18 protein-coding genes are annotated in these 24,577 nt (G+C 52.8%); 12 read left to right on the forward strand and 6 right to left on the reverse strand.

Annotation, left to right across the window (positions count from 1 at the left end; all coding sequences use genetic code 11):
• Positions 1-2: 2 nt before the first annotated feature.
• Together OGY33_RS14415 and OGY33_RS14420 are read left to right on the forward strand one after the other, a co-directional pair.
• Positions 3-356, forward strand: coding sequence for a glycerol dehydratase reactivase beta/small subunit family protein (locus tag OGY33_RS14415; protein ID WP_191238102.1), 354 nt, complete (start codon positions 3-5; stop codon positions 354-356).
• Positions 357-887: a cob(I)yrinic acid a,c-diamide adenosyltransferase gene (locus OGY33_RS14420; protein WP_191238101.1), complete on the forward strand. Its 531-nt coding sequence runs from the start codon at positions 357-359 to the stop codon at positions 885-887.
• Here OGY33_RS14420 and dhaR read toward each other — a convergent pair.
• Both dhaR and OGY33_RS14430 read right to left on the reverse strand, forming a co-directional pair.
• Complete coding sequence (gene dhaR / locus OGY33_RS14425; protein ID WP_003828512.1) at positions 865-2,790, reverse strand: dihydroxyacetone kinase operon transcriptional regulator DhaR; 1,926 nt, start codon at positions 2,788-2,790, stop codon at positions 865-867. The two genes, OGY33_RS14420 and dhaR, sit on opposite strands and share 23 nt — an antisense overlap.
• Before the next feature lie 91 nt (positions 2,791-2,881).
• Complete coding sequence (locus OGY33_RS14430) at positions 2,882-3,979, reverse strand: glycerol dehydrogenase (protein WP_003024745.1); 1,098 nt, start codon at positions 3,977-3,979, stop codon at positions 2,882-2,884.
• Between the two features lie 561 nt (positions 3,980-4,540).
• Between OGY33_RS14430 and OGY33_RS14435 the strand changes: the two genes are divergently transcribed.
• Positions 4,541-6,199, forward strand: a complete 1,659-nt coding sequence (locus tag OGY33_RS14435; protein ID WP_191238100.1) for a glycerone kinase — start codon at positions 4,541-4,543, stop codon at positions 6,197-6,199.
• A 696-nt stretch (positions 6,200-6,895) separates the two neighbouring features.
• Here OGY33_RS14435 and cfa read toward each other — a convergent pair.
• A complete protein-coding gene (gene cfa, locus OGY33_RS14440) occupies positions 6,896-8,050 on the reverse strand; it encodes a cyclopropane fatty acyl phospholipid synthase (RefSeq protein ID WP_048215499.1) in 1,155 nt (384 codons plus the stop codon).
• A 67-nt stretch (positions 8,051-8,117) separates the two neighbouring features.
• Between cfa and OGY33_RS14445 the strand changes: the two genes are divergently transcribed.
• Positions 8,118-8,966: a helix-turn-helix domain-containing protein gene (locus OGY33_RS14445; protein WP_020996343.1), complete on the forward strand. Its 849-nt coding sequence runs from the start codon at positions 8,118-8,120 to the stop codon at positions 8,964-8,966.
• On the opposite strand, the gene OGY33_RS14450 is transcribed toward OGY33_RS14445, so the two are convergent.
• Positions 8,967-9,740 (reverse strand): siderophore-interacting protein, encoded by a 774-nt coding sequence (locus tag OGY33_RS14450; RefSeq protein ID WP_048225649.1) that lies wholly within the window; start codon positions 9,738-9,740, stop codon positions 8,967-8,969. It lies immediately after the preceding gene.
• Between the two features lie 235 nt (positions 9,741-9,975).
• On the opposite strand from OGY33_RS14450, the gene OGY33_RS14455 reads away from it, so the two are divergent.
• Positions 9,976-10,659, forward strand: coding sequence for a PadR family transcriptional regulator (locus tag OGY33_RS14455; RefSeq protein ID WP_191238099.1), 684 nt, complete (start codon positions 9,976-9,978; stop codon positions 10,657-10,659).
• A 53-nt stretch (positions 10,660-10,712) separates the two neighbouring features.
• Here the strand turns inward: OGY33_RS14455 and OGY33_RS14460 are convergent, their stop codons facing one another.
• Complete coding sequence (locus tag OGY33_RS14460; RefSeq protein ID WP_048215496.1) at positions 10,713-12,233, reverse strand: methyl-accepting chemotaxis protein; 1,521 nt, start codon at positions 12,231-12,233, stop codon at positions 10,713-10,715.
• A gap of 430 nt (positions 12,234-12,663) precedes the next feature.
• Here OGY33_RS14460 and ygjG point away from each other — a divergent pair, with 430 nt between their 5' ends.
• Complete coding sequence (gene ygjG, locus OGY33_RS14465; RefSeq protein ID WP_167371260.1) at positions 12,664-14,043, forward strand: putrescine aminotransferase; 1,380 nt, start codon at positions 12,664-12,666, stop codon at positions 14,041-14,043.
• Positions 14,044-14,120: 77 nt separating this feature from the next.
• Here ygjG and OGY33_RS14470 read toward each other — a convergent pair whose 3' ends face one another.
• Positions 14,121-14,453 (reverse strand): tRNA-binding protein, encoded by a 333-nt coding sequence (locus tag OGY33_RS14470; RefSeq protein ID WP_016157522.1) that lies wholly within the window; start codon positions 14,451-14,453, stop codon positions 14,121-14,123.
• A gap of 208 nt (positions 14,454-14,661) precedes the next feature.
• Here OGY33_RS14470 and ebgR point away from each other — a divergent pair, with 208 nt between their 5' ends.
• From ebgR to ygjK, 6 genes are all read left to right on the forward strand, one after another.
• Positions 14,662-15,645: a transcriptional regulator EbgR gene (ebgR, locus tag OGY33_RS14475; RefSeq protein WP_032945068.1), complete on the forward strand. Its 984-nt coding sequence runs from the start codon at positions 14,662-14,664 to the stop codon at positions 15,643-15,645.
• A 207-nt stretch (positions 15,646-15,852) separates the two neighbouring features.
• Positions 15,853-18,945 carry a beta-galactosidase subunit alpha gene (ebgA, locus tag OGY33_RS14480; protein ID WP_191238098.1) on the forward strand — a complete coding sequence of 1,031 codons (3,093 nt, stop codon included), beginning with the start codon at positions 15,853-15,855 and terminating at the stop codon, positions 18,943-18,945.
• Positions 18,942-19,391, forward strand: coding sequence for a beta-galactosidase subunit beta (locus tag OGY33_RS14485; RefSeq protein WP_003828536.1), 450 nt, complete (start codon positions 18,942-18,944; stop codon positions 19,389-19,391). Before ebgA ends, OGY33_RS14485 begins: the two co-directional genes overlap by 4 nt.
• A gap of 65 nt (positions 19,392-19,456) precedes the next feature.
• A complete protein-coding gene (locus OGY33_RS14490) occupies positions 19,457-20,890 on the forward strand; it encodes an amino acid permease (RefSeq protein WP_060683158.1) in 1,434 nt (477 codons plus the stop codon).
• An 82-nt stretch (positions 20,891-20,972) separates the two neighbouring features.
• Positions 20,973-22,034, forward strand: coding sequence for a protein YgjJ (ygjJ, locus tag OGY33_RS14495; RefSeq protein WP_032945071.1), 1,062 nt, complete (start codon positions 20,973-20,975; stop codon positions 22,032-22,034).
• Positions 22,035-22,050: 16 nt separating this feature from the next.
• The gene (gene ygjK, locus OGY33_RS14500; protein ID WP_191238097.1) at positions 22,051-24,402 is read left to right on the forward strand and encodes an alpha-glucosidase; all 2,352 of its coding nucleotides are present in this window, start codon (positions 22,051-22,053) and stop codon (positions 24,400-24,402) included.
• The last annotated feature ends 175 nt before the right edge of the window (positions 24,403-24,577 follow it).

Below are 24,577 nucleotides of genomic sequence, written 5' to 3' on the forward strand. Positions count from 1 at the left end.
CAATGTCACTTTCATCACCGGGCGTAAATCTGTTTTATCACTCACGCTGGCAGGATACTCGCGTGCTTGATGAGCTGTGCTGGGGACTGGAAGAGCAAGGCGTCCCTTGCCGGGCAATCTGTTGCGACGAGCATGACTGCGCGCTGGCATTGAGCAAACTTGCGGCCAAAAGCTCAACGCTACGTGTCGGTCTGGGTCTTAATGCCACGGGTGATATTGCGTTAACCCACGCCCAGTTGCCCGAGGATCGGGCGCTGATCCGTGGGCATATCCGCGCCGGAATTGCGCAGATCCGAACGCTTGGCGCCAATGCCGGTCAACTGGTTAAAGTACTTCCCTTCAGCGAGATAGAATAAATGTACCGCATCTACACCCGAACCGGCGATAAAGGCACGACCGCGCTGTTTGGCGGCAGCCGTATCGACAAAGACGACATCCGCGTTGAGGCCTATGGCACGGTGGATGAACTGATTTCCCAGCTTGGCGTCTGCTATGCCAGCACGCACCAGGCTGAACTACGCCAGGATCTGCACGCCATGCAGAAGATGCTGTTTGTACTGGGTGCGGAACTCGCCAGCGATGAGAAAGGACTCGCGCGCTTACAACAGCGTATTGGCGATGAGGATATTCAGGCGCTGGAGCAACTTATTGACCGCAATATGGCGCAAAGCGGCCCGCTCAAAGAGTTTGTTATTCCGGGGAAAAATCTGCCATCGGCACAGCTACACGTTGCGCGAACTCTGACGCGCCGACTGGAGCGGGTCCTTATCGCGATGAGCAGAACGCTGACGTTACGCGATGAACCCAGACGCTATATCAACCGACTGTCAGACGCGCTGTTCTCGATGGCGAGAATTGAAGAAACTAGTCCAGATGCTTGCGCTTAAACTGACTGGCATCAATATCGTATTGCTTCATCTTGCGCCACAAGGTAGTGCGACCAATGTTCAGCAGTTGCGACATCTCCTGTACGCGTCCGCTGGTGACGCGAGCAGCATGGATAATCGCCTCTTTTTCGATAGCGGTAAAGGTCAGACTGGCTGGCAGCAGTGAAGACGCAGTCTCCAGACCAGGACGTTCGGCAAACAGATAATCCGGTAGATTGCTCAGCCGAATATGGCCGTTATCACTGCTGATGGCGATGTTTTCGATAATGCTGTTCAGCTCAAAGTCATTGCCCGGCCACGAATAGGCCACCAGCTGTGCCAGCGCGTCGTCGTCGATCTTCAAACTGGATGAAAAGCGTTTTTTCAGGCTATTCAGCCGCGTATAAATCAGCGAGGGAATACTGTTACGCCGCGCCCGCAGCGGGGGGATCACTATCTCAAAAGAGTGCAGCGCGTAATACAGCTGACGGCTAAAGCGGTTTTGCTCCACCAGATTGGCGAGATCAACCGTGGTGGTGGCGATCACTTTGACATCCACCGGAATCAACCGACGGGCATCCAGGCGGGTTAATACCCCCTGCTTGATCACCTGTAACAGCGCGGATTGCAGCTCCGGCGCCAGATATTCAATTTTTTCCAGAAACAGCGTGCCACCGTTCGCCAGTTCAAGACGGCTCAACCGGCCATTTTCATCGTCGGTTGGCGCACTGCCCATAAAATCCTGCCCCAGCACGCTGTTGGCATAAAGCTGACAGTTCACGGCGATATACGGCCCGCTGGCGCGCTCGCTTTCGTTGTGAATGGCCTGGCTCAGCAGCTCCTTACCAACGCCCTCTTCCCCGCACAGTAGGATCGGGAAACTCCCCCTCGCTGCCTGGCGACCAAAATGGATCAAGCGGCGGGTTTCCGGATCGTCAGTCGACATCTGCTCAAAGGTGTGGCTCACCTTGCCGAGCTGGCTGGTCATCAGCTGGCGCATTTGCTCCACCGGATGCAGTAGCAGGATAAAGCTGTTGCCCTGCTCCTCAACAATCGGTTTCAGGGTGATGACGGCATCAACAAACTGATGCTGGCTTTCAAAGGTAACTTCGACGTGATTCAGGCCGCGGGCATGTTTGATCGCCCGGCGCAGCAGCATGGGGAGATTGAGCAGATCGTGAATGTTTTTTCCCTGACTGGCCTGCGCATCGAGATGCAAAAGCAGCGCCGCACGCGCATTGAGGAACTGCAATACGCCCTGTTCGTTCCAGGCCATCACACCATCATCCATACTCTCCAGCAGCCCGTACATCTGGTTCAGATGGCGGTTGGATTCAGCCAGCAGGCTGTCGGTCAGCAAAGAGTTGCCGACTTCTCTGGCAATCGCCAGCGTCAGGGATAAATCAGAAACGCACTCATGCTCCACCAGACAACACAGCGAGATGGAGCCGAACAGTCGACCATGGTTATCGAAGACCGGCGTCGAGCAGAACGACCACGGATGCAGAGCCTGTTTAAAATGCTGATCGCCAGAGGTTTTTGTCGGCTGGCCCGGCATCGTCGCCAGCGACAGGGCACAACTGCCAATGATGCTTTCCGCACAGTAGCTGCCGTCGCGAAACCCAAGCTCCGCCAACTGTTCCACCGTCTGCGGATCGCCGCAACGGCTGAGGATACAGGCTGATTCATCCAGAATCAGCAGCGCGCACGGGCGGCCGTCCATAAACTCCCAGGCATCTTCCAGCGCAGCCTGAGCAATCGTCAGCAACGCCGTCTTGCGACGACAAATCGACTCAAAGGTCAGCCCTTGCGCCTGATGCGGCGCCTGCCAGGTTTCCCGCTGCATAAACTTGCTGCAACGATGCCATGACTGGGCAATGACTGAAGAGACTTCCTTCCCGATGCTATGCGTGTGCGCCGTCATATCCCTTTCCGCTGTTTAACCATAGACAACCCCTCCGGCAGAGACTGTCAGAGGGGGAGAAGATGCCGGATAAAAACCTACCGACGACTGATTAACGCGCCAGCCACTGCTGTCCCAGCAGATCTGCCGTCAGAATAGCGGCATGTACGCTTTCAGGCGTTACCGGGAACGGCATATTGTGGATGGTTTCACCTTCTGCGCAGGTCGCTTTTGCTACGGCCATGATCTTGCCGTCAACGTCTTCTTTCACGCCCATTTCCGCTAACGTTACCGGCAGGCCTACTTTCTGACAGAAATTCAGCACGGTTTCGATCTCTTCCATCGGGCTGTTTTGCAGCACCAGCTGCGCCAGCGTACCAAAGGCAACTTTTTCACCGTGGTACAAATGGTGGCACTCTTCCAGAATCGTAAAGCCGTTGTGGATCGCATGCGCCCCTGCCAGACCGCTGCTTTCAAAGCCGATGCCGCTGAGGTAAGTATTAGCTTCGACAATACGCTCCAGCGCATCGGTCACCACGCCGGCCTGCGCGGCAAAGCGTGCCTTCTCGCCTTCCGCCAGCAGGGTATCATAGCACAAGCGCGCCAGGCTCAGCGCCGCCACGGTGGACTGTCCGCCCGCCATGCTGGTCGCTCTGGCGTCATAACAGGCTTTCGCTTCAAACCAGGTCGAGAGCGCATCGCCCATCCCGGCCACCAGCAGACGTACCGGCGCTTTGGCAATGATTGCAGTGTCCATCACTACCATATCCGGGTTTTTCGGGTAGATCAGATACTCTTCAAACTCACCGGCTTCGGTATAGATAACGGACAGCGCGCTGGTTGGCGCATCGGTAGACGCGATAGTCGGGATCACCACCACCGGCAACTTCTGGTAGTAGCCAATCGCTTTGGCGGTATCCAGCGTTTTCCCACCACCAATCCCAACCACGCCGCGGCAACCGTGCTGTTTCAAAATGGCAATCAGGCGATTAATTTCAACATGGCTACATTCACCGTTAAAGCGTTCCGCATGGCAGCTAATGTCATGACTGTGCAGGCCGTTTAGTACCTTCTCTCCCGCCAGCTTCATCACGAAGTCATCCGCAATCACGAAAAAGCTGTCCGCCAGATTTTTAGCGTATTGACCAAACAAGGTGGAAGCGTCAGGACCCTGGAGATATTTGGCTGGAGATTGAATAACTTTTAGCATTCCTTTCATCCTCAAATAAGTACATGTTTTTACATGGTGAGCCCTGGCGTTAACCTGTTTAGCCTGATGCTGACGGCGAAAACGGGAGGTACCGGAGCGATGCAATAACTGTATGGCGAGGCGTGCACAAAAAAATCTTTCGTCTTTTTGTTCTGATATGAAACAGATAAAAACAACACATGTTTCATATTGGAACGCTTAACCATAAAAAATATAAGGTTTGCGATCCCGATCCGTTCATTTACCACCAAATCTCCGGCACAGACGAATCTCACTTTCTCTTTTACCCACTCACTTGCCAAAATACCGGTAAAAAAAAGCTGACAGTGCAGTGTGACCTGCATTCATCGCGAGAGGAAAAAGTCGAGCAAGCTCGCATTGTGGTCGTTCCCCGTTCTTTTCGGTTTCATTTCGGAACAAAAAACAATAACAACGTTCCGTAATGAAACTCATTTTAACGTTGTTTTTTTCCACGCTGACTTCGCCAGAATCTCTCTATCGCCTCCGCACCATGACCATACTTCCGGGGGTTTGTCTTACACTCAACCTCAAGGAGCCGTTATGTCTCAATTCTTTTTTAATCAACGCACCCATCTCGTGAGCGACGTCATCGACGGTACGATTATCGCCAGCCCGTGGAATAACCTGGCGCGTCTGGAAAGCGATCCGGCTATTCGCATCGTGGTCCGACGTGACCTTAACAAAAATAACGTGGCGGTCATTTCCGGCGGCGGTTCAGGGCACGAACCCGCGCACGTTGGGTTTATCGGTAAAGGTATGCTAACGGCCGCGGTCTGTGGCGACGTGTTCGCTTCCCCGAGCGTAGATGCGGTACTGACCGCCATTCAGGCGGTAACCGGTGAGGCGGGCTGTTTGTTGATCGTGAAAAATTACACCGGTGACCGTCTTAATTTCGGTCTTGCCGCCGAGAAAGCCCGTCGCCTTGGTTACAACGTTGAAATGCTGATTGTCGGCGATGACATCTCCCTGCCGGATAACAAACACCCGCGCGGTATTGCGGGAACCATCCTGGTGCATAAAATCGCGGGCTATTTTGCCGAACGCGGCTACAACCTCGCCACCGTCCTGCGTGAAGCGCAATACGCGGCCAATAACACCTTCAGTCTGGGCGTTGCGCTTTCCAGCTGTCATTTGCCGCAAGAAACCGACGCCGCCCCGCGTCATCATCCGGGCCACGCGGAGCTGGGTATGGGCATTCACGGCGAACCAGGCGCCTCGGTCATCGACACCCAGAACAGTGCACAGGTGGTGAACCTGATGGTGGATAAACTGCTGGCCGCCCTGCCTGAAACCGGCCGTCTGGCGGTGATGATTAACAATCTTGGCGGCGTTTCTGTTGCCGAAATGGCCATCATTACCCGCGAACTGGCCAGCAGCCCGCTGCATCCGCGTATCGACTGGCTGATTGGCCCGGCCTCGCTGGTCACCGCGCTGGATATGAAAGGCTTTTCACTGACGGCCATCGTGCTGGAAGAGAGCATCGAAAAAGCGCTGCTCACAGAGGTGGAAACCAGTAACTGGCCGACGCCGGTCCCACCGCGTGAAATCAGCTGTGTACCGTCATCTCAGCGTAGCGCACGCGTGGAATTCCAGCCTTCGGCGAACGCCCTGGTGGCCGGGATTGTGGAACTTGTCACCACAACCCTTTCCGATCTGGAGACCCATCTTAATGCGCTTGATGCCAAAGTCGGCGATGGCGATACCGGTTCAACCTTTGCCGCAGGCGCGCGTGAAATTGCCGGCCTGTTGCATCGTCAGCAGTTGCCGCTGGATAACCTTGCCACGCTGTTTGCGCTGATTGGCGAACGTCTGACCGTGGTGATGGGCGGTTCCAGCGGTGTGCTGATGTCTATTTTCTTTACTGCCGCAGGGCAGAAACTGGAACAGGGAGCTAACGTTGCCGAAGCCCTGAATACGGGACTGGCGCAGATGAAGTTTTACGGCGGCGCAGACGAAGGCGATCGCACCATGATTGATGCGCTGCAACCGGCTCTGACTTCGCTGATCACGCAGCCGCAAAATCTGCAGGCCGCCTTCGACGCCGCGCAAGCGGGAGCCGAACGAACCTGTTTGTCGAGCAAAGCCAATGCGGGTCGCGCATCGTATCTGAGCAGCGAAAGCCTGCTCGGAAATATGGACCCCGGCGCGCACGCCGTCGCGATGGTATTTAAAGCGCTGGCAGAGAGTGAATTGAGCTAAGCCATAAATGCCTGATGCGCTTCGCTTATCAGGCCTACGAGTACAAACCTATGTAGGCCGGATAAGGCGTTTACGCCGCCATCCGGCGAAGATACGCCTGATGCGCTTCGCTTATCAGGCCTACGAGTACAAACCTATGTAGGCCAGATAAGGCGCTTGCGCCGCCATCCGGCGAAGATACGCCTGATGCGCTGCGCTTATCAGGCCTACGAGTACAAACCTATGTAGGCCGGATAAGGCGCTTGCGCCGCCATCCGGCGAAGAAGTGCCTGATGCGCTGCGCTTATCAGGCCTACGAGTACAAACCTATGTAGGCCGGATAAGGCGCTTGCGCCGCCATCCGGCAAAGATACGCCTGATGCGCTTCGCTTATCAGGCCGATGAGTGCAAACCTTTGTAGGCCGGATAAGGCGCTTGCGCCGCCATCCGGCAAAAATACGCCTGATGCGCTGCGCTTATCAGGCCTGCGAGTGCAAACCTATGTAGGCCGGATAAGGCGCTTGCGCCGCCATCCGGCGAAGAAGTGCCTGATGCGCTGCGCTTATCAGGCCTGCGAGTGCAAACCTATGTAGGCCGGATAAGGCGCTTGCGCCGCCATCCGGCGAAGATATGCCTGATGCGCTTCGCTTATCAGGCCTACGAGTACAAAACCTATGTAGGCCGGATAAGGCGCTTGCGCCGCCATCCGGCAATGCGTTAACGATAAACGCGGATGCCGCCCTCTACACCGCGGCTAAACAGCACCTGCCAAAGCTCAATATCTCTGGCGCGGAAAGCCCCTGCGCAGGCACATAAATAATAATTAAACATTCTTCTGAAGGTGGCGGAGTAACGTGAAGACAGCTCCGGCCAGGCCTGATTAAAGCGCTCATGCCAGGCCATCAGCGTTTTATCGTAATCGCTGCCAAAGTTATGCCAGTCCTCCATCACAAACCGTGATTCGCTGGCCTCGGCAATATGGGAAATTGCCGGCAAGCAACCGTTCGGGAAAATGTATTTATTGATCCACGGATCGACGCTCATCCCTTTTTTATTGCTACCAATGGTATGCAGCAGGAACAGTCCGTCCGGTTTTAAACAACGGTCAGCGATGCTGAAATAGGTGTCGTAGTTTTTCGGCCCGACGTGTTCAAACATCCCCACGGACACAATGCGATCGTAGTGTTTATCAAGATCGCGATAATCCTGCAGCAGAATGTTCACGTCCAGCCCTTCACAGCGCTGCTGCGCCATTTTCTGCTGCTCTTTGGAAATGGTAACGCCTTCTACCGCCACGCCATAATGACGCGCCGCATATTCTGCCAACCCGCCCCATCCACAACCGATATCGAGTAAACGCATACCCGGCTTAAGCTGCAGCTTCTCGCAGATCATTTTTAATTTGGCATTTTGCGCTTCGTCTAATGTGGTCGCGTCTTTCCAGTAACCGCAGGAATATTGCATATGCGGATCAAGCATCAGCGCAAAGAGATCGTTACCAATATCATAATGTTCTTTACCGACGATCCATGCACGGCTACGTGACTGCAAATTAAACAGGCGTGCGCTGGCAATGCGTAAAATATCTTTCAGATTACCTGGCATCTGCTGGTCGAGTTTTGCTTTCAGGATTTTGCAGAACAGAATATCGAGCCGTTCGCAGTCCCACCAGCCTTCCATATAGCTTTCGCCAAGCCCTAACGAGCCTTGTTGCAATACCCGTTTAAAGAAACCGGTATGATGAAGTTGAATGTCCCAGGCGCGCGAGCCATTAATTCTGATATCCGCTTGCGAAAGCAGCTCTTTTCCCATTCGGGTCCAGTTATCATTTGTTTCATTGACGATGACAGCATCTGAACAAAGCGAGTTCATGGTATTTACCAAAAGTGGACTAAAAATTATTACGCAAGATTATTATGGAAAAAAGAGTGTATGTATTATGATCCGCGGACAAGATCTATCGAACAGCGGACACACCATCGGGAGCATTGACGATTCATTTATGGAAACTCTCGCGCAAAAACAGTGGAACTCCTTCCCGGATAACTCCATGACCGAACTGCCGCAGGACGTATTCTTTCGCTCTTATGTCCTGGAAGCCAACCACCATGTACCGCAGCATTCACACTCTTTTATGCAGTTTCATTTCGCCCGCAAAGGCAGCATGCGCATTGATGTTGCCGGTAAGTGCTGGATAATCCCGGCGCATTATGGCATCTGGATCCCAAATAATACGGAGCATGCGGTTTGGGCATTAGATGATGTATATTTAGAAAATCTGGATATTAAACCGGGTTTTCTTGAAGAGAGCATCAATGAATGCAAAGTAGTGGCTATCAGTGATTTCGCCAGAGAGTTTATTCATTACGCCACGAATTCAATTTCAGGCCATTATGATAGTCAGTCAAAAGAGGGCAAGCTGGTTAGTGTGCTGGTCGATATTATTCTGCAACTCCCGGAAGTCGCTTTTGTATTACCCTGGCCGCAGGATCGCGAATTAACCAAAGTCTGCCGAACAATACAAGAATCCCCCGCACTGGAGCATTCGGTTGAATACTGGGCGCAGCATTTGGGTATGTCTGCCCGTACCTTTTCACGTCATTTCAAAAAAGAAACCGGATTGCCCTTCAGCGTCTGGAAGCAAAAAATGCGAATACTTGAATCAGTATTAATGCTGAAGAAAAATAAAAGCGTAACCGCCGTGGCACTCGACGTTGGGTATTCAAGTACCGCGGCATTTAGCTACGCATTCCGCCAGGCGTTTGGCGTTCCGCCCTCTAATTACTGATTAACGGCGTTGATGCCAGTAAGCCGCTGCACGAACCCGTTGCTGATCGAACGCCTCGGTTTCAAAACGAGCACTCAGGTTTTTGACCACCTTTCCTTCGCCAGTGATCCAGATGAAATAATCGTCTGTGGGCATGCTTAGCCGCGATAAGTGTTCATTCACCGCCTGCTCGTTATGGCCGATAAACCACTGAAGAGTAAATCCGTCGAGATGGGCAAAATAGTCCTGGTAGGCTGCATCCTGCACGCTAACCAGCGCCGTGACGTTCGGACGTACCACCAAACGGCTGAGCGACTCCAGGCGTCGGCGCAACGCGGGCATTCCCGACTCATCACACACGTAAACCTGATACGCATAATCCTCTGGCACCACCAAAGAACCGCGCGGCCCGCCGATCGTCAGCTTGTCACCCTCACGGGCATTCATCGCCCACGTACTTGCCACGCCGCCGTCATGAATATAGAAATCCAGTGCCAGCTCATGGCGCGCTTCGTCATACAACGGCGTGTAGTCACGGGAGAGCGGACGTACACCGTCCGCCCAGACAATGCCTTCATCGGTGACGACAGGTGGTACAAAGTTGCTGCCCGGTTCAGGGAAAAAGACCTTGGTATGGTCGTCAAAGCCGCGTGAGCTAAAACCGTCCAGCGCGTCACCGCCCAGTACAATACGCTGAAAGCCCGCGCTAATACGCTCTACGCGCAGGACAGTAAGTTCTCGAAAACGCAGTTCATTGCGAACGCGCTGTGGGTAGCGTGAGATGTTTTTTGTCATTTTTTCGCCTTGTGAAGATAATACGATATATCTAAATTGATTTTTTAAATGATAATGATTGCTAATCAAAAATATTGCAAGCACTTTTTGATATAGTTAAATTATGATTATCCGGCTATCACACCCATATAAAAACAGTTAATAATCATCATGTTATACAGAATATAATTTGTAGACTTGCAAACTGATAATTTTTAGATATAAATTAGATATATCTAAATAACATCAGGAGACGATGATGCAAAACCATCATGAAGGTTGCTGTAAGCACACAGAGCACCAACACGAAGGCTGCTGCAAGGGTGAAGGACATCACCATGAAGGCCGCCACAACGAGTACCATGCAGGTTGCTGCAAAGGTGAAGAACATCGCCATGAAGAAAGCTGTAACAAAGATCATCACCACGAGCAGGGTTGCGGACATCGCCACGGTCGTGGTGGCGGCGGTGGTCGTCGTCAGCGGTTCTTTGGCCACGGCGAATTACGCCTGGTGATTCTGGATATCTTGACCCGCGACGCCAGCCACGGCTACGAACTGATTAAAGCGATTGAAACCCTGACTCAGGGTAACTACACCCCAAGCCCGGGCGTTATCTATCCAACGCTGGATTTCTTGCAGGATCAGGCACTGATCACCGTCAGCGACGAGGAAGGTGGGCGTAAACAGATTGCGATCACGACCCAGGGCCAGCAGTGGCTGGATGAGAACCGTGAACATCTGGAACATATCCACGAACGTATTAAAGCCCGCTGCGTGGGTTTTGAATTACGCAAAAATCCACAGATGAAACGCGCGCTGGAAAACTTCAAAGCTGTGCTGGATCTACGGGTCAATCATGGTGATACCAGCGATGCGCAGATCAAAAAAATCATCGGTATTATCGATCGCGCTGCGCTGGATATTACTCAGCTGGATTAATCTGCACAGCAGGCGGAACCCGTATGCCCGACGTTCCGCCTGTATTTTTAGTATTAATGCAGCACCGTAACCGCATCTTCCAGACGACCCGCGCGATGTTTCACCATCGCGGAAATCTGCGCACTCTCTTCAACCAGTTCGGCGTTTTTCTGTGTAATGTTGCTCAGCTCATTCACCGCGCGGGTCAGGCTGGAAAGACCGTCTGATTGTTCCAGCGTGGAGTGGCTGATTTGGGCGATCAGCTGAGTGACGTTTTGCACCTGCGCCACAATATCGTCCATCGTGCGCCCTGCGGCGTGAACCTGGTCAGATCCGGACTGCACCTTGTCAGCGCTGGCATCAATCAGCTTGCGAATATCATTGGCTGCACTGGCGCTACGGCTAGCAAGATGACGTACTTCTCCCGCCACCACGGCGAACCCTTTCCCCTGCTCGCCCGCCCGCGCGGCTTCAACAGCAGCATTCAAAGCCAGAATGTTGGTCTGGAAGGCAATATCGTTAATCAGCGTCGTAATGGTGCCGATCCGCTGGGTGCTGTTGGCGATATCGTCCATGGTTTTGATGACGGTATCCATCGCCTCGCCGCCGTGCGTTGCTGCGCTGCTGGCGGCAATAGAGAGCTTATCGGCCGCGGCGGCGGTCTCTGAGTTTTGTTTCACCGATGCCGCCATCTGATTCATGGTGGTCACCGTTTCCTGCACGTTCTCGACAGTCTGCTGCGTATGCTTGTTTAAATCGTCGCTGCCTTTCGCCAGCGTTTCGCTGTCGCTGCGCACGCAACTCACCTGGCTGGAGACGTCGTGAATGAGCCAGCGACACATTAACCCAAGCTGGCCCACTGCTCGTAGCATCAGGCCTAGTTCATCACTACGGTTAAGATGCGACACGCTGTTCCGCTCACCGGTCGCCACTTTCAGCGCCTGACGGGTGACATTCTCAATAGGACGCACAATTTGCCATTCGAAAATAGCCGTTCCCAGCACCATCACCAACGCGCTCATCAGCAGTAACGGCCATTCGGCGCCCATTTGCTGCAATGCGACCGCTAGCAGGACAAACAGGAATGCCATCACGCTGCGCACCCGCCAGCGAATCGGCATCGCCGGCAGTTTACCCAGCCAGCCTTTGCGTACCACCAGCCCTTTATGAATAAGCCGGTTGCAACGTCCTTCGTTCAGCGCTTTATATAAAGGCTCTACCGCCGCAATTTCCTCGTCAGTTGCCCGGGTACGAATCGACATATACCCGGTCACGCGTCCTTCCCGCACCATCGGCACCGCATTGGCCCTCACCCAGTAGTGATCGCCATTCTTACGCCGGTTTTTCACAATCCCGCTCCATGGCTCGCCCTGCTTCAGGGTGTACCACATATCCGCAAACGCCGCTTTTGGCATGTCCGGATGACGAACCTGATTGTGCGGCTTATCGAGCAATTCATTCAGTTGATAGCCACTGACCTGGACAAATGTATCGTTCGCATGGGTGATATAGCTTTGTAAATCGGTGGTAGACATGAGGGTGATATCATCATCCAGCGGTGTATTTTGCTGACTAACGTAGGGATGAGAAGACATGATTGCGTCCTGTGCAGGTTATCTGGTTGTTAACTCTTTCGGCTTATGTTATTTCGGCGATAATTTTTTTATCTTTAGTTGTTAAATTTGATTTAGATCGCAATTTGCGATTAAACCTCAAAATCTGTACGCATTCTAATCCATTGATTTAAAATACTTTCATCTAGTAACTATTCAACGTCACTTCTACCAGCGCACCGTCACAGTGCAAATATTGCCCATTTTTAGCGCAAATTTGCGTTTATTCGATCTGTTTTCAGGCTCCTTACTTGGGCAAAATGCCAGCAAATGTTAAATCGCGGCATTAAATGTTGCATAAATGAGATATTTCCTGGTGTTTATCCCGATTTTTGCTAAGCGCGCCGGAATGGCGCAATCCCTGCAATACTTAATTCAGTATCATGTGATACGCGAGCTCCGGGAGCATATTTTGAACAGGTTACCTTCCAGCGCATCGGCCCTGGCCTGCAGCGCACACGCACTGAATCTCATCGAAAAGCGCACGCTTGATCATGAGGAAATGAAATCGTTAAACCGAGAGGTGATTGAGTACTTCAAGGAGCATGTCAATCCGGGGTTCTTAGAGTATCGAAAATCTGTAACTGCAGGCGGGGATTACGGAGCCGTAGAGTGGCAAGCGGGAAGCCTGAATACGCTTGTCGACACCCAGGGGCAGGAGTTCGTCGATTGCCTGGGTGGTTTTGGAATTTTCAACGTGGGGCACCGTAATCCAGTCGTGGTTTCCGCCGTACAGAATCAACTCGCGAAACAACCTCTGCACAGCCAGGAGTTACTTGACCCTCTGCGGGCCATGCTGGCAAAAACCCTCGCCGCACTGGCGCCCGGTAAACTGAAATACAGTTTTTTCTGTAACAGCGGGACCGAGTCGGTTGAAGCCGCCCTGAAGCTGGCGAAAGCATATCAATCGCCGCGCGGTAAATTTACGTTTATTGCCACCAGCGGCGCATTCCACGGTAAATCACTGGGCGCGCTGTCCGCTACGGCTAAATCCACCTTCCGTAAACCTTTTATGCCGCTGCTGCCGGGCTTCCGTCATGTGCCGTTTGGCGATATTAACGCAATGCGCACCATGCTCAGCGAGTGTAAAAAGACCGGTGACGATGTCGCAGCTGTGATCCTCGAGCCGATCCAGGGTGAAGGAGGGGTGATCCTGCCGCCGCAAGGTTATTTGACCGCCGTTCGTAAACTTTGCGATGAGTTTGGCGCGCTGATGATCCTTGACGAAGTGCAAACCGGCATGGGGCGTACCGGCAAGATGTTTGCCTGCGAACACGAAAACGTGCAACCCGACATTATGTGTCTGGCCAAAGCGTTGGGCGGCGGTGTGATGCCCATTGGCGCGACCATTGCCACCGAAGAGGTGTTCTCCGTCCTGTTCGACAATCCTTTCCTGCATACCACCACGTTTGGCGGTAACCCGCTCGCTTGTGCGGCGGCGCTGGCCACCATTAACGTCCTGCTGGAGCAAAATTTACCGGCTCAGGCGGAGCAGAAAGGCGATATGTTGCTGGATGGTTTCCGTCAGCTTGCGCGGGAATACCCGGACCTGGTACATGATGTTCGCGGCAAGGGCATGCTGATGGCGATTGAGTTTGTCGATAATGAAATCGGCTACAACTTTGCCAGTGAGATGTTCCGCCAGCGGGTGTTGGTTGCCGGCACGCTTAACAATGCAAAGACGATCCGCATCGAACCGCCGTTGACGTTAACGATCGAGCAATGCGATCTGGTATTGCGATCGACACGCAAAGCCCTGGCAGCATTACGGGTGAGCGTGGAGCAAATGTAACAACCTTACCCGGCCTATAAAAGACACTCTTTTGTAGGCCGGATAAGGCGCAGCCGCCATCCGGCAATTAGCCTAACTTAAACAATCCGCACACCAGCAGGCATAAGGCGTTCTGGCGTCAACAGTACGCTTTCGCTGCCATCGTCGGTTTCCGCACACAGCAGCATGCACTCTGATGTCTCACCGCGCATTTTGGCCTTTTGCAGATTACACAGCACCACCACCGTTTTGCCCATCAACTCCTCTTCACTGTAGTAAGGCACCAGGCTGGTTACGGTTTGCAGCGTACGCTCTCCCACATCTACCTGTACGATATACAGCTTATCGGCATTGTCATGGCGCTTTACCTGTGCGATTTTTCCAACACGTATTTCCATTCGGGCAAAATCAGCAAATGCGACGGTATCCATTGTTTTCTCCTTGGTAAAATTTTACTAAATACTAGCAAAATATTTTCCGGGCATTGTTCTCAAAAGCGGGAAAATGACGTACTCATCACACTCTGAAAGCCCAGTTTTACCCCGAGCATGTCAATTAATCATGCTTTTTTTACTGAAAACAGATGAATAGATAAGCACTTCATTTACAATGCGCAGGTAACTCAGGGAAAAGGCAAACATGGCAACACTTAAAGACATCGCAATCGAAGCTGGCGTGTCCCTGGCGACAGTGTCCCGGGTTTTAAACGATGACCCCACGCTGAATGTAAAAGAAGAGACTAAGCATCGCATTCTGGAGATCGCGGAAAAGCTGGAGTACAAAACCAGCAGCGCCCGAAAGAACCAGACCAGCGCGCTCGGCCCCCAGCATATTCTGGCGCTCTACAGCTATCAGCAAGATTTGGAAATCAACGATCCTTACTACCTCGCGATCCGCCATGGGATTGAAACCCAGTGTGAGAAACTCGGGATCGAACTGACCAACTGCTATGAGCACAGTGGGCTGCCGGAGAGCAAACACATTACCGGCATTCTTATTGTCGGCAAGCCTTCTCCCGCTCTGCGCGAGGCGGCAACAGCGCTTACCGACAACATCTGCTTTATCGATTTCCATGAATCCGGCAGCGAATATGACGCCGTCGATATCGATCTGGCCCGCATCAGCAAAGAGAGCATCGACTTCTTCATTGCCCAGGGCGTCACCCGCATTGGTTTCATCGGCGGCGAAGACCAGCCAGGCAAGGCCGATATCCGCGAAGCCGCGTTTGTCGAATACGGTCGCCTGCAGCAGGTCGTTTCTGAACAGGACATCTATCGCGGCGGTTTTTCCAGTTCATCAGGCTATGAACTGGCTAAAGAAATGCTGGCGAAACCCGACTATCCCAGCGCCCTGTTTGTGGCTTCAGACTCGATTGCCATTGGCGTTCTGCGCGCCATCCACGAGCGTGGTTTGAATATTCCGCAGGATATTTCGCTGATTAGCGTTAATGATATCCCAACGGCGCGTTTCACCTTTCCTCCGCTTTCCACCGTTCGCATTCATTCGGAAATGATGGGCAGTCAGGGCGTCAACCTGCTGTTCGAAAAAGCCCGTGACGGGCGTGCGCTTCCCCTGCTGGTTTTTGTTCCCAGCAAGCTGAAACTGCGCGGCACCACCCGCTAAAATCCCCCGCTAACCCGCCCGGTTTCTTCTGATGCCGGGCGCGCATTGTCATGCATTCTTTTCCGCGTCCGAATTATTTTCGTGATCCAGTTAAAGTAAATCACCTCACTCGCTATATTTTAGTAAAACTTTTACTAAAATCACCATCAATTACACTTACTCACCATTAAAATGAATGGTTCCGATTTTTCTCCACCGGGAGGCCTTATGAATCGCTGGGAAAACATTCAGCTCACCCACGAAAATCGACTGGCGCCACGCGCATATTTTTTCTCTTATGACTCCGTTGCGCAGGCTCGCTCGTTTGCCCGCGAAACCAGCAGCCTCTTTCAGCTGCTAAGCGGTCAGTGGAATTTTCAGTTCTTTGAGCATCCGCTACAGGTGCCGGAAGCCTTTACGTCGCAGTTTATGAGTGACTGGGGCAGCATCACCGTCCCCGGCATGTGGCAGATGGAAGGACACGGTAAGCTGCAGTATACCGACGAAGGTTTTCCTTTCCCGATTGATGTCCCCTACGTTCCGACCAATAACCCCACCGGGGCCTATCAGCGTATTTTCACCCTCAGCGAAGGCTGGCAGGGCAAACAGACGCTGATTAAGTTTGATGGCGTAGAAACCTACTTCGAAGTTTACGTGAATGGTCAGTACGTTGGCTTCAGCAAAGGCAGCCGCCTGACGGCCGAATTTGATATCAGCGCGGTGGTGAAGACCGGTGATAACCTGCTGTGCGTTCGCGTAATGCAATGGGCTGATTCCACCTACGTTGAAGACCAGGATATGTGGTGGTCGGCGGGAATTTTCCGCGACGTCTATCTGGTCGGCAAACAGGCGACCCACATTCAGGATTTTACCGTTCGCACCGAGTTCGATGATGACTATCGCGACGCCACCCTCTCCTGCGACATTGCGCTGGAAAACCTGGCCTCTACGCCAGCGATAGCGTCGCTCGAATACACCTTGTTTGACGGTGAGAAGGCGCTGCATAGCGATGTGATTAACGCCCTAAAAGTGGATAAACAAACGCAGACCGCTTTTCATTTCAAGGTTAGCGCGCCGCAGCAGTGGTCGGCGGAATCGCCGTATCTCTACCATCTGGTGATGACGCTGAAAGATGCCAGCGGCAACATCCTTGAGGTCGTGCCACAGCGTGTTGGATTCCGCGATATTAAAGTTCGCGACGGTCTGTTTTACATCAATAACCGCTACGTGATGCTGCATGGTGTTAACCGCCACGATAACGATCATCTTAAGGGCCGTGCTGTCGGTATGGATCGCGTTGAAAAAGATCTGCTGTTAATGAAGCAGCACAACATCAACTCCGTACGCACCGCCCATTACCCGAACGATCCGCGCTTCTATGAATTGTGCGATATCTACGGCCTGTTCGTGATGGCCGAAACAGACGTTGAATCTCACGGCTTCGCCAATATCGGCGATATCAGTCGGATCACCGACGATCCACTGTGGGAAAATGTCTACGTTGAGCGCATCGTGCGCCACGTCCATGCGCAGAAAAATCACCCTTCGATCATCATCTGGTCGCTCGGTAACGAATCCGGATACGGCTGTAACATCCGCGCCATGTATCACGCTGCGAAAGCGCTGGATGACACGCGTCTGATCCATTACGAAGAAGATCGTGACGCTGAAGTGGTGGATATCATCTCCACCATGTACACCCGCGTGCCGCTGATGAATGAGTTTGGTGAATATCCGCATCCTAAACCGCGCATCATCTGTGAATATGCTCACGCCATGGGCAACGGTCCCGGCGGGCTAACGGAATATCAGAACGTCTTCTATCAGCATGATTGCATTCAGGGGCACTATGTCTGGGAGTGGTGCGATCACGGGATTCAGGCTAAAGATGACGACGGCAACGTCTGGTACAAATATGGCGGCGACTACGGCGACTATCCGAACAACTACAACTTCTGCCTTGATGGCCTGATTTATTCCGATCAAACCCCAGGACCGGGACTGAAAGAGTACAAGCAGGTAATTGCGCCGGTGAAAGTGCGCGCACAGGATCTGGCCCGCGGCGAGCTACGGGTAGAAAACAAACTCTGGTTCACCACGCTTGACGACTACACCTTGCATATTGAGGTTCGCGCCGAAGGAGATACGCTCTCTGTTCAGCAGATAAAACTGCGCGACGTTCCTCCCAACAGCGACGCGCTGCTGCAATGCGCACTGCCGGAGCTGGATGCGCGCGAAGCGTTCCTTAACGTCACCGTGACGAAAGATTCCCGCACGTCATACAGCGAAGCCGGGCATCACATCGCGACTTATCAGTTCCCGCTGAAGGCCAGAACGGCGGCTGCCGTACCGTTTAGCCTGCAAAACGCCAACCCTCTGACGCTGGAAGACAGCCGCCAGAGCTGCACCGTTCGCGGTTATAACTTCCATCTGACATTCTCAAAGCTGACCGGTAAACCGATCGCCTGGAACGTCAATGGCGAAGAGCTGATTACCCGCGAGCCGAAGATTAATTTCTTCAAACCGACCATTGATAACCACAAGCAAGAGTTCGAAGGCCTCTGGCAGCCGAATCATTTACAGATTATGCAGGAGCATCTGCGCGAGTTTACCCTTGAGCAAACCGATGATGCGCTGCTGATAACCAGCCAGACCATTATCGCCCCGCCGGTATTCGATTTCGGTATGCGCTGCACCTATCGCTGGCGCATTGCCGCGGACGGTCAGCTGAATGTGGAACTTTCTGGCCAGCCTTACGGCGAGTACCGGGACATTATTCCGTGCATCGGTTTCACGATGGGCATCAACGGTGATTTGGGCCAGGTGGCGTATTACGGACGTGGTCCAGGTGAAAACTATGCCGATAGCCAGCAGGCGAACATCATCGACATCTGGCGCAGCAGCGTGGATGAGATGTTCGAAAATTATCCTTTCCCGCAAAACAACGGCAATCGTCAGGACGTGCGCTGGGCAACACTAACCAACCGCCACGGCAACGGTCTGCTGGTGGTTCCGCAGCGCGCTGTCAACCTGAGCGCCTGGCGCTATACGTCAGAAAATATCTTTGCCGCACAACACTGCAACGCGCTACAGCGTAGCGATGACATCACCCTGAATCTGGACCACCAGTTGCTGGGCTTAGGTTCCAACTCGTGGGGAAGTGAAGTACTCGATTCCTGGCGCGTCTGGTTTACGTCATTCAGCTACGGCTTCACGTTGTTGCCGGTTTCCGGCAGCGAATCTGGCGCTCAAACCACCGCCAACCGCGCCTTTGGCACCGGGTTCTTTTCCACGAATATGCACAGCGAGAATACAAAATGAGGATCATCGACAACTTAGAGCAGTTCCAGCAACGCTATGCTTCAGGTCGGAAATGGCAACGCTGCGTCGAGGCTATTGAAAATATTGACAATATTCAGCCAGGCGTCGCCCACTCTATCGGTGATTCCCTGAGCTACCGCGTGGAGACAGACTCCGCGACCGATGCGCTGTTTACCGGTCATCGTCGTTATTTTGAGATCCATTACTACCTGCAAGGGCAGCAAAAAATAGAGTATGCCGCCAAAGAGGATCTCCAGGTGGTTGAATATTATCGCGATGAAACCGATCGCGAATATCTGAAAGGTTGTGGAAAAACCGTCGAAGTGCACGAAGGACAAATGGTTATTTGTGACAACCATGAAGCCTATCGTTTTATTTGTAATAACGCAGTGAAAAAAGTCGTACTCAAAGTCACCATCGAAGATGGTTATTTTCATAATAAATAAAAACACAGGCGGCGCCGACGTTGCGCCGCCAGTACCCTATAATAATCAGGAATCGGAGATGTGCTATGTCTGATACCAAACGTAATACCATCGGCAAGTTCGGCTTACTTTCACTCACCTTTGCCGCGGTTTATAGTTTTAATAACGTAATCAACAATAATATTGAGCTTGGTCTGGCATCCGCACCGATGTTTTTCCTCGCGACGATTTTCTACTTTATTCCGTTTTGCTTAATCATCGCCGAATTTGTTTCGCTGAATAAAAACTCCGAAGCCGGTGTCTACGCATGGGTAAAAAGTTCGCTGGGTGGACGTTGGGCATTTATTACTGCCTACACCTACTGGTTCGTTAACCTGTTCTTTTTTACCTCGCTTTTGCCCCGCGTTATTGCCTACGCCTCATATGCTTTTTTAGGCTACGAATACATTCTGACGCCGTTCGCAACCACCGTGTTAAGTATGGTGCTGTTTGCCTTCTCCACCTGGGTTTCGACCAATGGTGCAAAAATGTTAGGGCCGATTACCTCGGTCACCTCCACCTTGATGCTGCTGCTGACGCTGTCCTATATTTTACTGGCAGGTACGGCGCTGGTTGGCGGCGTACAGCCTGCTGACCCTATCACCGTAGACGCAATGATCCCGAATTTTAACTGGGCCTTCCTCGGTATCACCACCTGGATTTTTATGGCGGCAGGCGGCGCGGAGTCGGTGGCGGTGTACGTCAACGACGTCAAGGGTGGTTCCAAATCGTTCGTGAAGGTCATTATCATTGCCGGAATTTTTATCGGCGTGCTCTATTCCATCTCCTCGGTGTTGATTAACGTCTTCGTCAGCAGCAAAGAGCTGAAGTTTACCGGTGGATCGGTGCAGGTATTCCACGGCCTGGCGGCATATTTCGGCCTGCCTGAGTTGGTCGTTAACCGCTTTGTCGGCCTGGTCTCCTTTACTGCGATGTTCGGCTCCCTGCTGATGTGGACCGCAACGCCGGTGAAGATCTTCTTCTCTGAAATTCCGGCGGGTATTTTCGGTAAAAAAACCGTCGAACTGAATGAAAACGGCGTCCCGGCCCGTGCAGCATGGATCCAGTTCCTGATCGTTATCCCGCTGATGATTATCCCGACGCTCGGCTCCAATACCGTGCAGGATTTAATGAACACTATCATCAACATGACCGCCGCCGCCTCGATGCTGCCGCCGCTGTTTATTATGCTGGCTTACCTGAATCTGCGTGCAAAACTGGACCACTTACCGCGCGACTTCCGTATGGGTTCGCAAAAAACCGGCATTGTTGTAGTGTCGATGCTGATCATTCTTTTCACCATCGGATTTATTGCCTCTACCTTCCCAACCGGCGGCAATATCATGACCATTATTTTCTATAACGTCGGTGGGATTGTTATTTTCCTCGGTTTTGCCTGGTGGAAATACAGTAAATATATCAAAGGGCTAACCAAAGAAGAAAAAGCTATTGAGGCAGCCCCTGCTTCAGATATCAATTAATGACTAAAACATAATAACAATAAACAATATTCGCCAAGGCTATAACAATAAAAATTAAATTTTATTTGCTTAGGATCGAAGCATGAAAAATATTAGCCATTGTTGCAGGGCAATTATTGCCCTGCCCTTTTTCTGCGTCTCCTCTCTGGGTGCAGAAGAAGTTCGCCCTGCAGAACACGACGACACGAAAACGCCAGAAATATCTTCCCCCTCATTTCGCTTTTATGGCGAATTGGGCATGGGGGGATATATGGATTTAGAAGGACAAGACAAACATAAATACAGTGATGGTACCTATATAGAAGGTGGCCTGGAGATAAAACACGGCTCTTGGTTTGGTCTGATCTACGGCGAGGGCTGGACCGTGCAGGCCGACCATCAGGGCAATGCCTGGGTTCCTGACCATAGCTGGGGCGGATTCGAGGGCGGGATCAACCGCTTTTACGGCGGTTATCGTACCAATGACGGAACGGAGCTGATGCTCAGCCTGCGCCAGGACTCTTCGCTGGATGACCTGCAATGGTGGGGGGATTTCACTCCAGACCTGGGCTACGTTATTCCCAACACCCGTGACATCATGACTGCCATTAAGGTGCAAAACCTGACCGGTCCTTTGCGCTACAGCGTGACAGCAACGCCCGCCGGACACCACGACGAGAGCAAAGCCTGGCTGCACTTTGGTAAATACGATCGCTACGACGATAAATATACCTATCCGGCCATGATGAACGGCTATATCCAGTACGACCTGACTGAAGGCGTAACCTGGATGAACGGCCTGGAGATCACAGATGGTACCGGACAGCTGTTCCTGACCGGCATCCTTTCGCCCAACTTCGCCGCCCGCGCCTGGCACCACACGGGCCGCGCCGACGGGCTGGATGTGTCCGGCACCGAAACCGGCTATATGGTCAGCGCAATGTATGAAGCGCTAAAAGGCGTTTACCTCTCCACTGCTTATAGCTACGCCAAACACCGACCGGATCGCGCCGAGGACGAAACCACTTCCTTTATGCAGTTCGGTATCTGGTATGAATACGGCGGCGGCCGTTTCGCTACCGCCTTCGACAGTCGGTTCTATATGCAGAATGCATCCGGCGACCCGAGCGACCAAATCTTCCTGATGCAATATTTCTATTGGTAACAAGGACCGGAATACCATGAACATGAAACCTATTCTTACGCCGCTGGCCTGTATCCTGCTGATGAACTTCTCCGCACATGCCGCCAGTGCTAACGACTTTAAAAACATCATTAATCGCACCGGTGCGCCGGGCTACATGCATGACTACGATCACGACGACCACCAGCGCTTTAATCCATTTTTCGATCTCGGCGCCTGGCACGGTCATTTGCTCCCGGACGGCCCTGCAACGATGGGTGGTTTTCCAGGCGTGGCGTTGCTGACCGAAGAATACATCAATTTTATGGCCAATAATTTTGACCGTCTGACGGTGTACCAGCACGGTAAAAAGGTCGATTTCGCGCTTGAGGCCTACAGCATTCCCGGCGCGCTGGTGCAAAAGCTGTCATCTAAGCATGTGCAAATAGAGATGACGCTGCGTTTTGCCAGCCCGCGCACCTCGCTGCTGGAAACCAAAATCACCAGCAACACGCCGCTGGATCTGGTGTGGGACGGCGAGCTGCTGGAGAAACTGGAAGCCAAAGAGGGAAAAGCGCTGTCGGATAAAACCATTGATAGCGAATTCCCTGGCTATCAGCGCAAAATCACCGCCACGCACGACGGTCTGAAAGTCACCTTCGGCAAAGTGCGCTCAACCTGGGATCTGCTCACCTCCGGTGAGTCGGAGTATCAGGTGCATAAATCTGTCGCTATGAAAACCACGGTTAACGGTCATCGCTTTACGGGGAAGGCCCATATCAGTGGTTCGACAACCATTTACACCACCTGGTCTCATCTGCTTACCGCCGAGGATGTAGCGAAAGAGCAGCCGCAGATCCGCGATATTCTGGCGCGCCCGGCCTGGTATCTTGCTGCATCACAAAAGCGCTGGGCAGATTATCTGCAAAAAGGCTTAACTAACCCGGATGCCACAACGGAACAAACCCGGGTCGCGGTAAAAGCTATTGAAACGCTGAACGGCAACTGGCGCTCGCCAGGCGGTGCGGTAAAACACAATACCGTGACGCCATCGGTCACCGGCCGCTGGTTCTCCGGCAACCAAACCTGGCCGTGGGACACCTGGAAACAGGCCTTCGCCATGGCGCACTTTAACCCGGAGATCGCCAAAGAGAATATTCGCGCCGTCTTTTCATGGCAGGTTAAACCCGGTGATCCGGTTCGCCCGCAGGATGCCGGATTCATTCCCGACCTGATTGCCTGGAATCTCAGCCCGGAACGCGGCGGCGACGGCGGTAACTGGAACGAGCGCAACACCAAGCCCAGCCTGGCGGCCTGGTCGGTGATGGAGGTCTACAACGTCACCAAAGACAAGGCCTGGCTCGAAGAGATGTATCCAAAGCTGGTTGCGTATCACGACTGGTGGCTGCGTAACCGCGATCATAACGGCAACGGCGTGCCGGAATACGGCGCTACCCGCGATAAAGCCCACAATACTGACCGCGGCGAAATGTTGTTTACGGTGAAAAAAGGCGACAAGGAAGAAACGCTCTCCGGGCTTAACAACTACGCCACCGTGATCGATAAGGGTCAGTATGACAGCCTGGAGATCCCAGCGCAGGTTGCCGCCTCGTGGGAGTCCGGTCGTGACGATGCGGCTGTATTCGGTTTTATCGATAAAGATCAACTGGATAAATACGTCGCGGGTGGTGGAAAACGCAGCGACTGGGTGGTGAAATTTGCCGAAAATCGCAGTAAAGACGGTAATTTGCTGGGTTACTCGCTGTTGCAGGAGTCAGTCGATCAGGCCAGCTACATGTACAGCGACAACCATTATCTGGCGCAGATGGCGACCCTGCTCGGCAAACACGAAGAGGCGCAACGCTATCGCCAGTTGGCGCAAAAACTCGCAGATTACATCAACACCTGCATGTTCGACCCGACAACAAAATTCTATTATGACGTTCGTATTGAGGACCAACCGCTGGCAAACGGCTGTGCGGGTAAACCGATCGTCGAACGTGGCAAAGGGCCGGAAGGCTGGTCGCCGCTGTTTAACGGCGCAGCAACGCAGCCCCATGCGGACGCGGTGGTTAAGGTGATGCTCGACCCCAAAGAGTTCAACACCTTTGTCCCACTTGGCACAGCAGCGCTGACCAACCCGGCTTTCGGCGCGGATATCTACTGGCGCGGGCGCGTCTGGGTGGATCAGTTCTGGTTCGGGCTAAAAGGGATGGAGCGTTACGGCTATCGCGATGACGCGTTAAAACTGGCGGATACCTTCTTCAGCCACGCCAAAGGCCTCACCGCTGACGGTCCGATTCAGGAAAACTATAACCCATTGACCGGCGCACAGCAGGGCGCACCGAACTTCTCCTGGAGCGCGGCGCATCTCTATATGCTGTATAACGATTTTCTTAAAAAACAGTAATCTGTGACATAACGCCGGATGGCGCTTCGCTTATCCGGCCTACAAAGACACATTTTCACAGGCCGGATTAGGTGCTTGCACCGATATCCGGCATATTCGTCCTCTGGCTCCACTCCTTTTTTGAATCCCATCACAATCACGGCATTCCCCTTTTCCCTTTTACGCGGCGACGGCT

It is taken from the genome of Citrobacter sp. Cpo032, from assembly GCF_030332975.1.
GTDB classification, from domain to species: domain Bacteria; phylum Pseudomonadota; class Gammaproteobacteria; order Enterobacterales; family Enterobacteriaceae; genus Citrobacter; species Citrobacter portucalensis.

Excerpts from the sequence above, each read along its gene's own strand:
- OGY33_RS14415 (WP_191238102.1), top strand. The coding sequence starts at position 3 with ATGTCACTTTCATCACCGGGCGTAAATCTGTTTTATCACTCACGCTGG.
- OGY33_RS14420 (WP_191238101.1), top strand. The coding sequence starts at position 357 with ATGTACCGCATCTACACCCGAACCGGCGATAAAGGCACGACCGCGCTG.
- dhaR (WP_003828512.1), bottom strand. The coding sequence starts at position 2,790 with ATGACGGCGCACACGCATAGCATCGGGAAGGAAGTCTCTTCAGTCATT.
- OGY33_RS14430 (WP_003024745.1), bottom strand. The coding sequence starts at position 3,979 with ATGCTAAAAGTTATTCAATCTCCAGCCAAATATCTCCAGGGTCCTGAC.
- OGY33_RS14435 (WP_191238100.1), top strand. The coding sequence starts at position 4,541 with ATGTCTCAATTCTTTTTTAATCAACGCACCCATCTCGTGAGCGACGTC.
- cfa (WP_048215499.1), bottom strand. The coding sequence starts at position 8,050 with ATGAACTCGCTTTGTTCAGATGCTGTCATCGTCAATGAAACAAATGAT.
- OGY33_RS14445 (WP_020996343.1), top strand. The coding sequence starts at position 8,118 with ATGATCCGCGGACAAGATCTATCGAACAGCGGACACACCATCGGGAGC.
- OGY33_RS14450 (WP_048225649.1), bottom strand. The coding sequence starts at position 9,740 with ATGACAAAAAACATCTCACGCTACCCACAGCGCGTTCGCAATGAACTG.
- OGY33_RS14455 (WP_191238099.1), top strand. The coding sequence starts at position 9,976 with ATGATGCAAAACCATCATGAAGGTTGCTGTAAGCACACAGAGCACCAA.
- OGY33_RS14460 (WP_048215496.1), bottom strand. The coding sequence starts at position 12,233 with ATGTCTTCTCATCCCTACGTTAGTCAGCAAAATACACCGCTGGATGAT.
- OGY33_RS14470 (WP_016157522.1), bottom strand. The coding sequence starts at position 14,453 with ATGGATACCGTCGCATTTGCTGATTTTGCCCGAATGGAAATACGTGTT.
- ebgR (WP_032945068.1), top strand. The coding sequence starts at position 14,662 with ATGGCAACACTTAAAGACATCGCAATCGAAGCTGGCGTGTCCCTGGCG.
- ebgA (WP_191238098.1), top strand. The coding sequence starts at position 15,853 with ATGAATCGCTGGGAAAACATTCAGCTCACCCACGAAAATCGACTGGCG.
- OGY33_RS14485 (WP_003828536.1), top strand. The coding sequence starts at position 18,942 with ATGAGGATCATCGACAACTTAGAGCAGTTCCAGCAACGCTATGCTTCA.
- OGY33_RS14490 (WP_060683158.1), top strand. The coding sequence starts at position 19,457 with ATGTCTGATACCAAACGTAATACCATCGGCAAGTTCGGCTTACTTTCA.
- ygjJ (WP_032945071.1), top strand. The coding sequence starts at position 20,973 with ATGAAAAATATTAGCCATTGTTGCAGGGCAATTATTGCCCTGCCCTTT.
- ygjK (WP_191238097.1), top strand. The coding sequence starts at position 22,051 with ATGAACATGAAACCTATTCTTACGCCGCTGGCCTGTATCCTGCTGATG.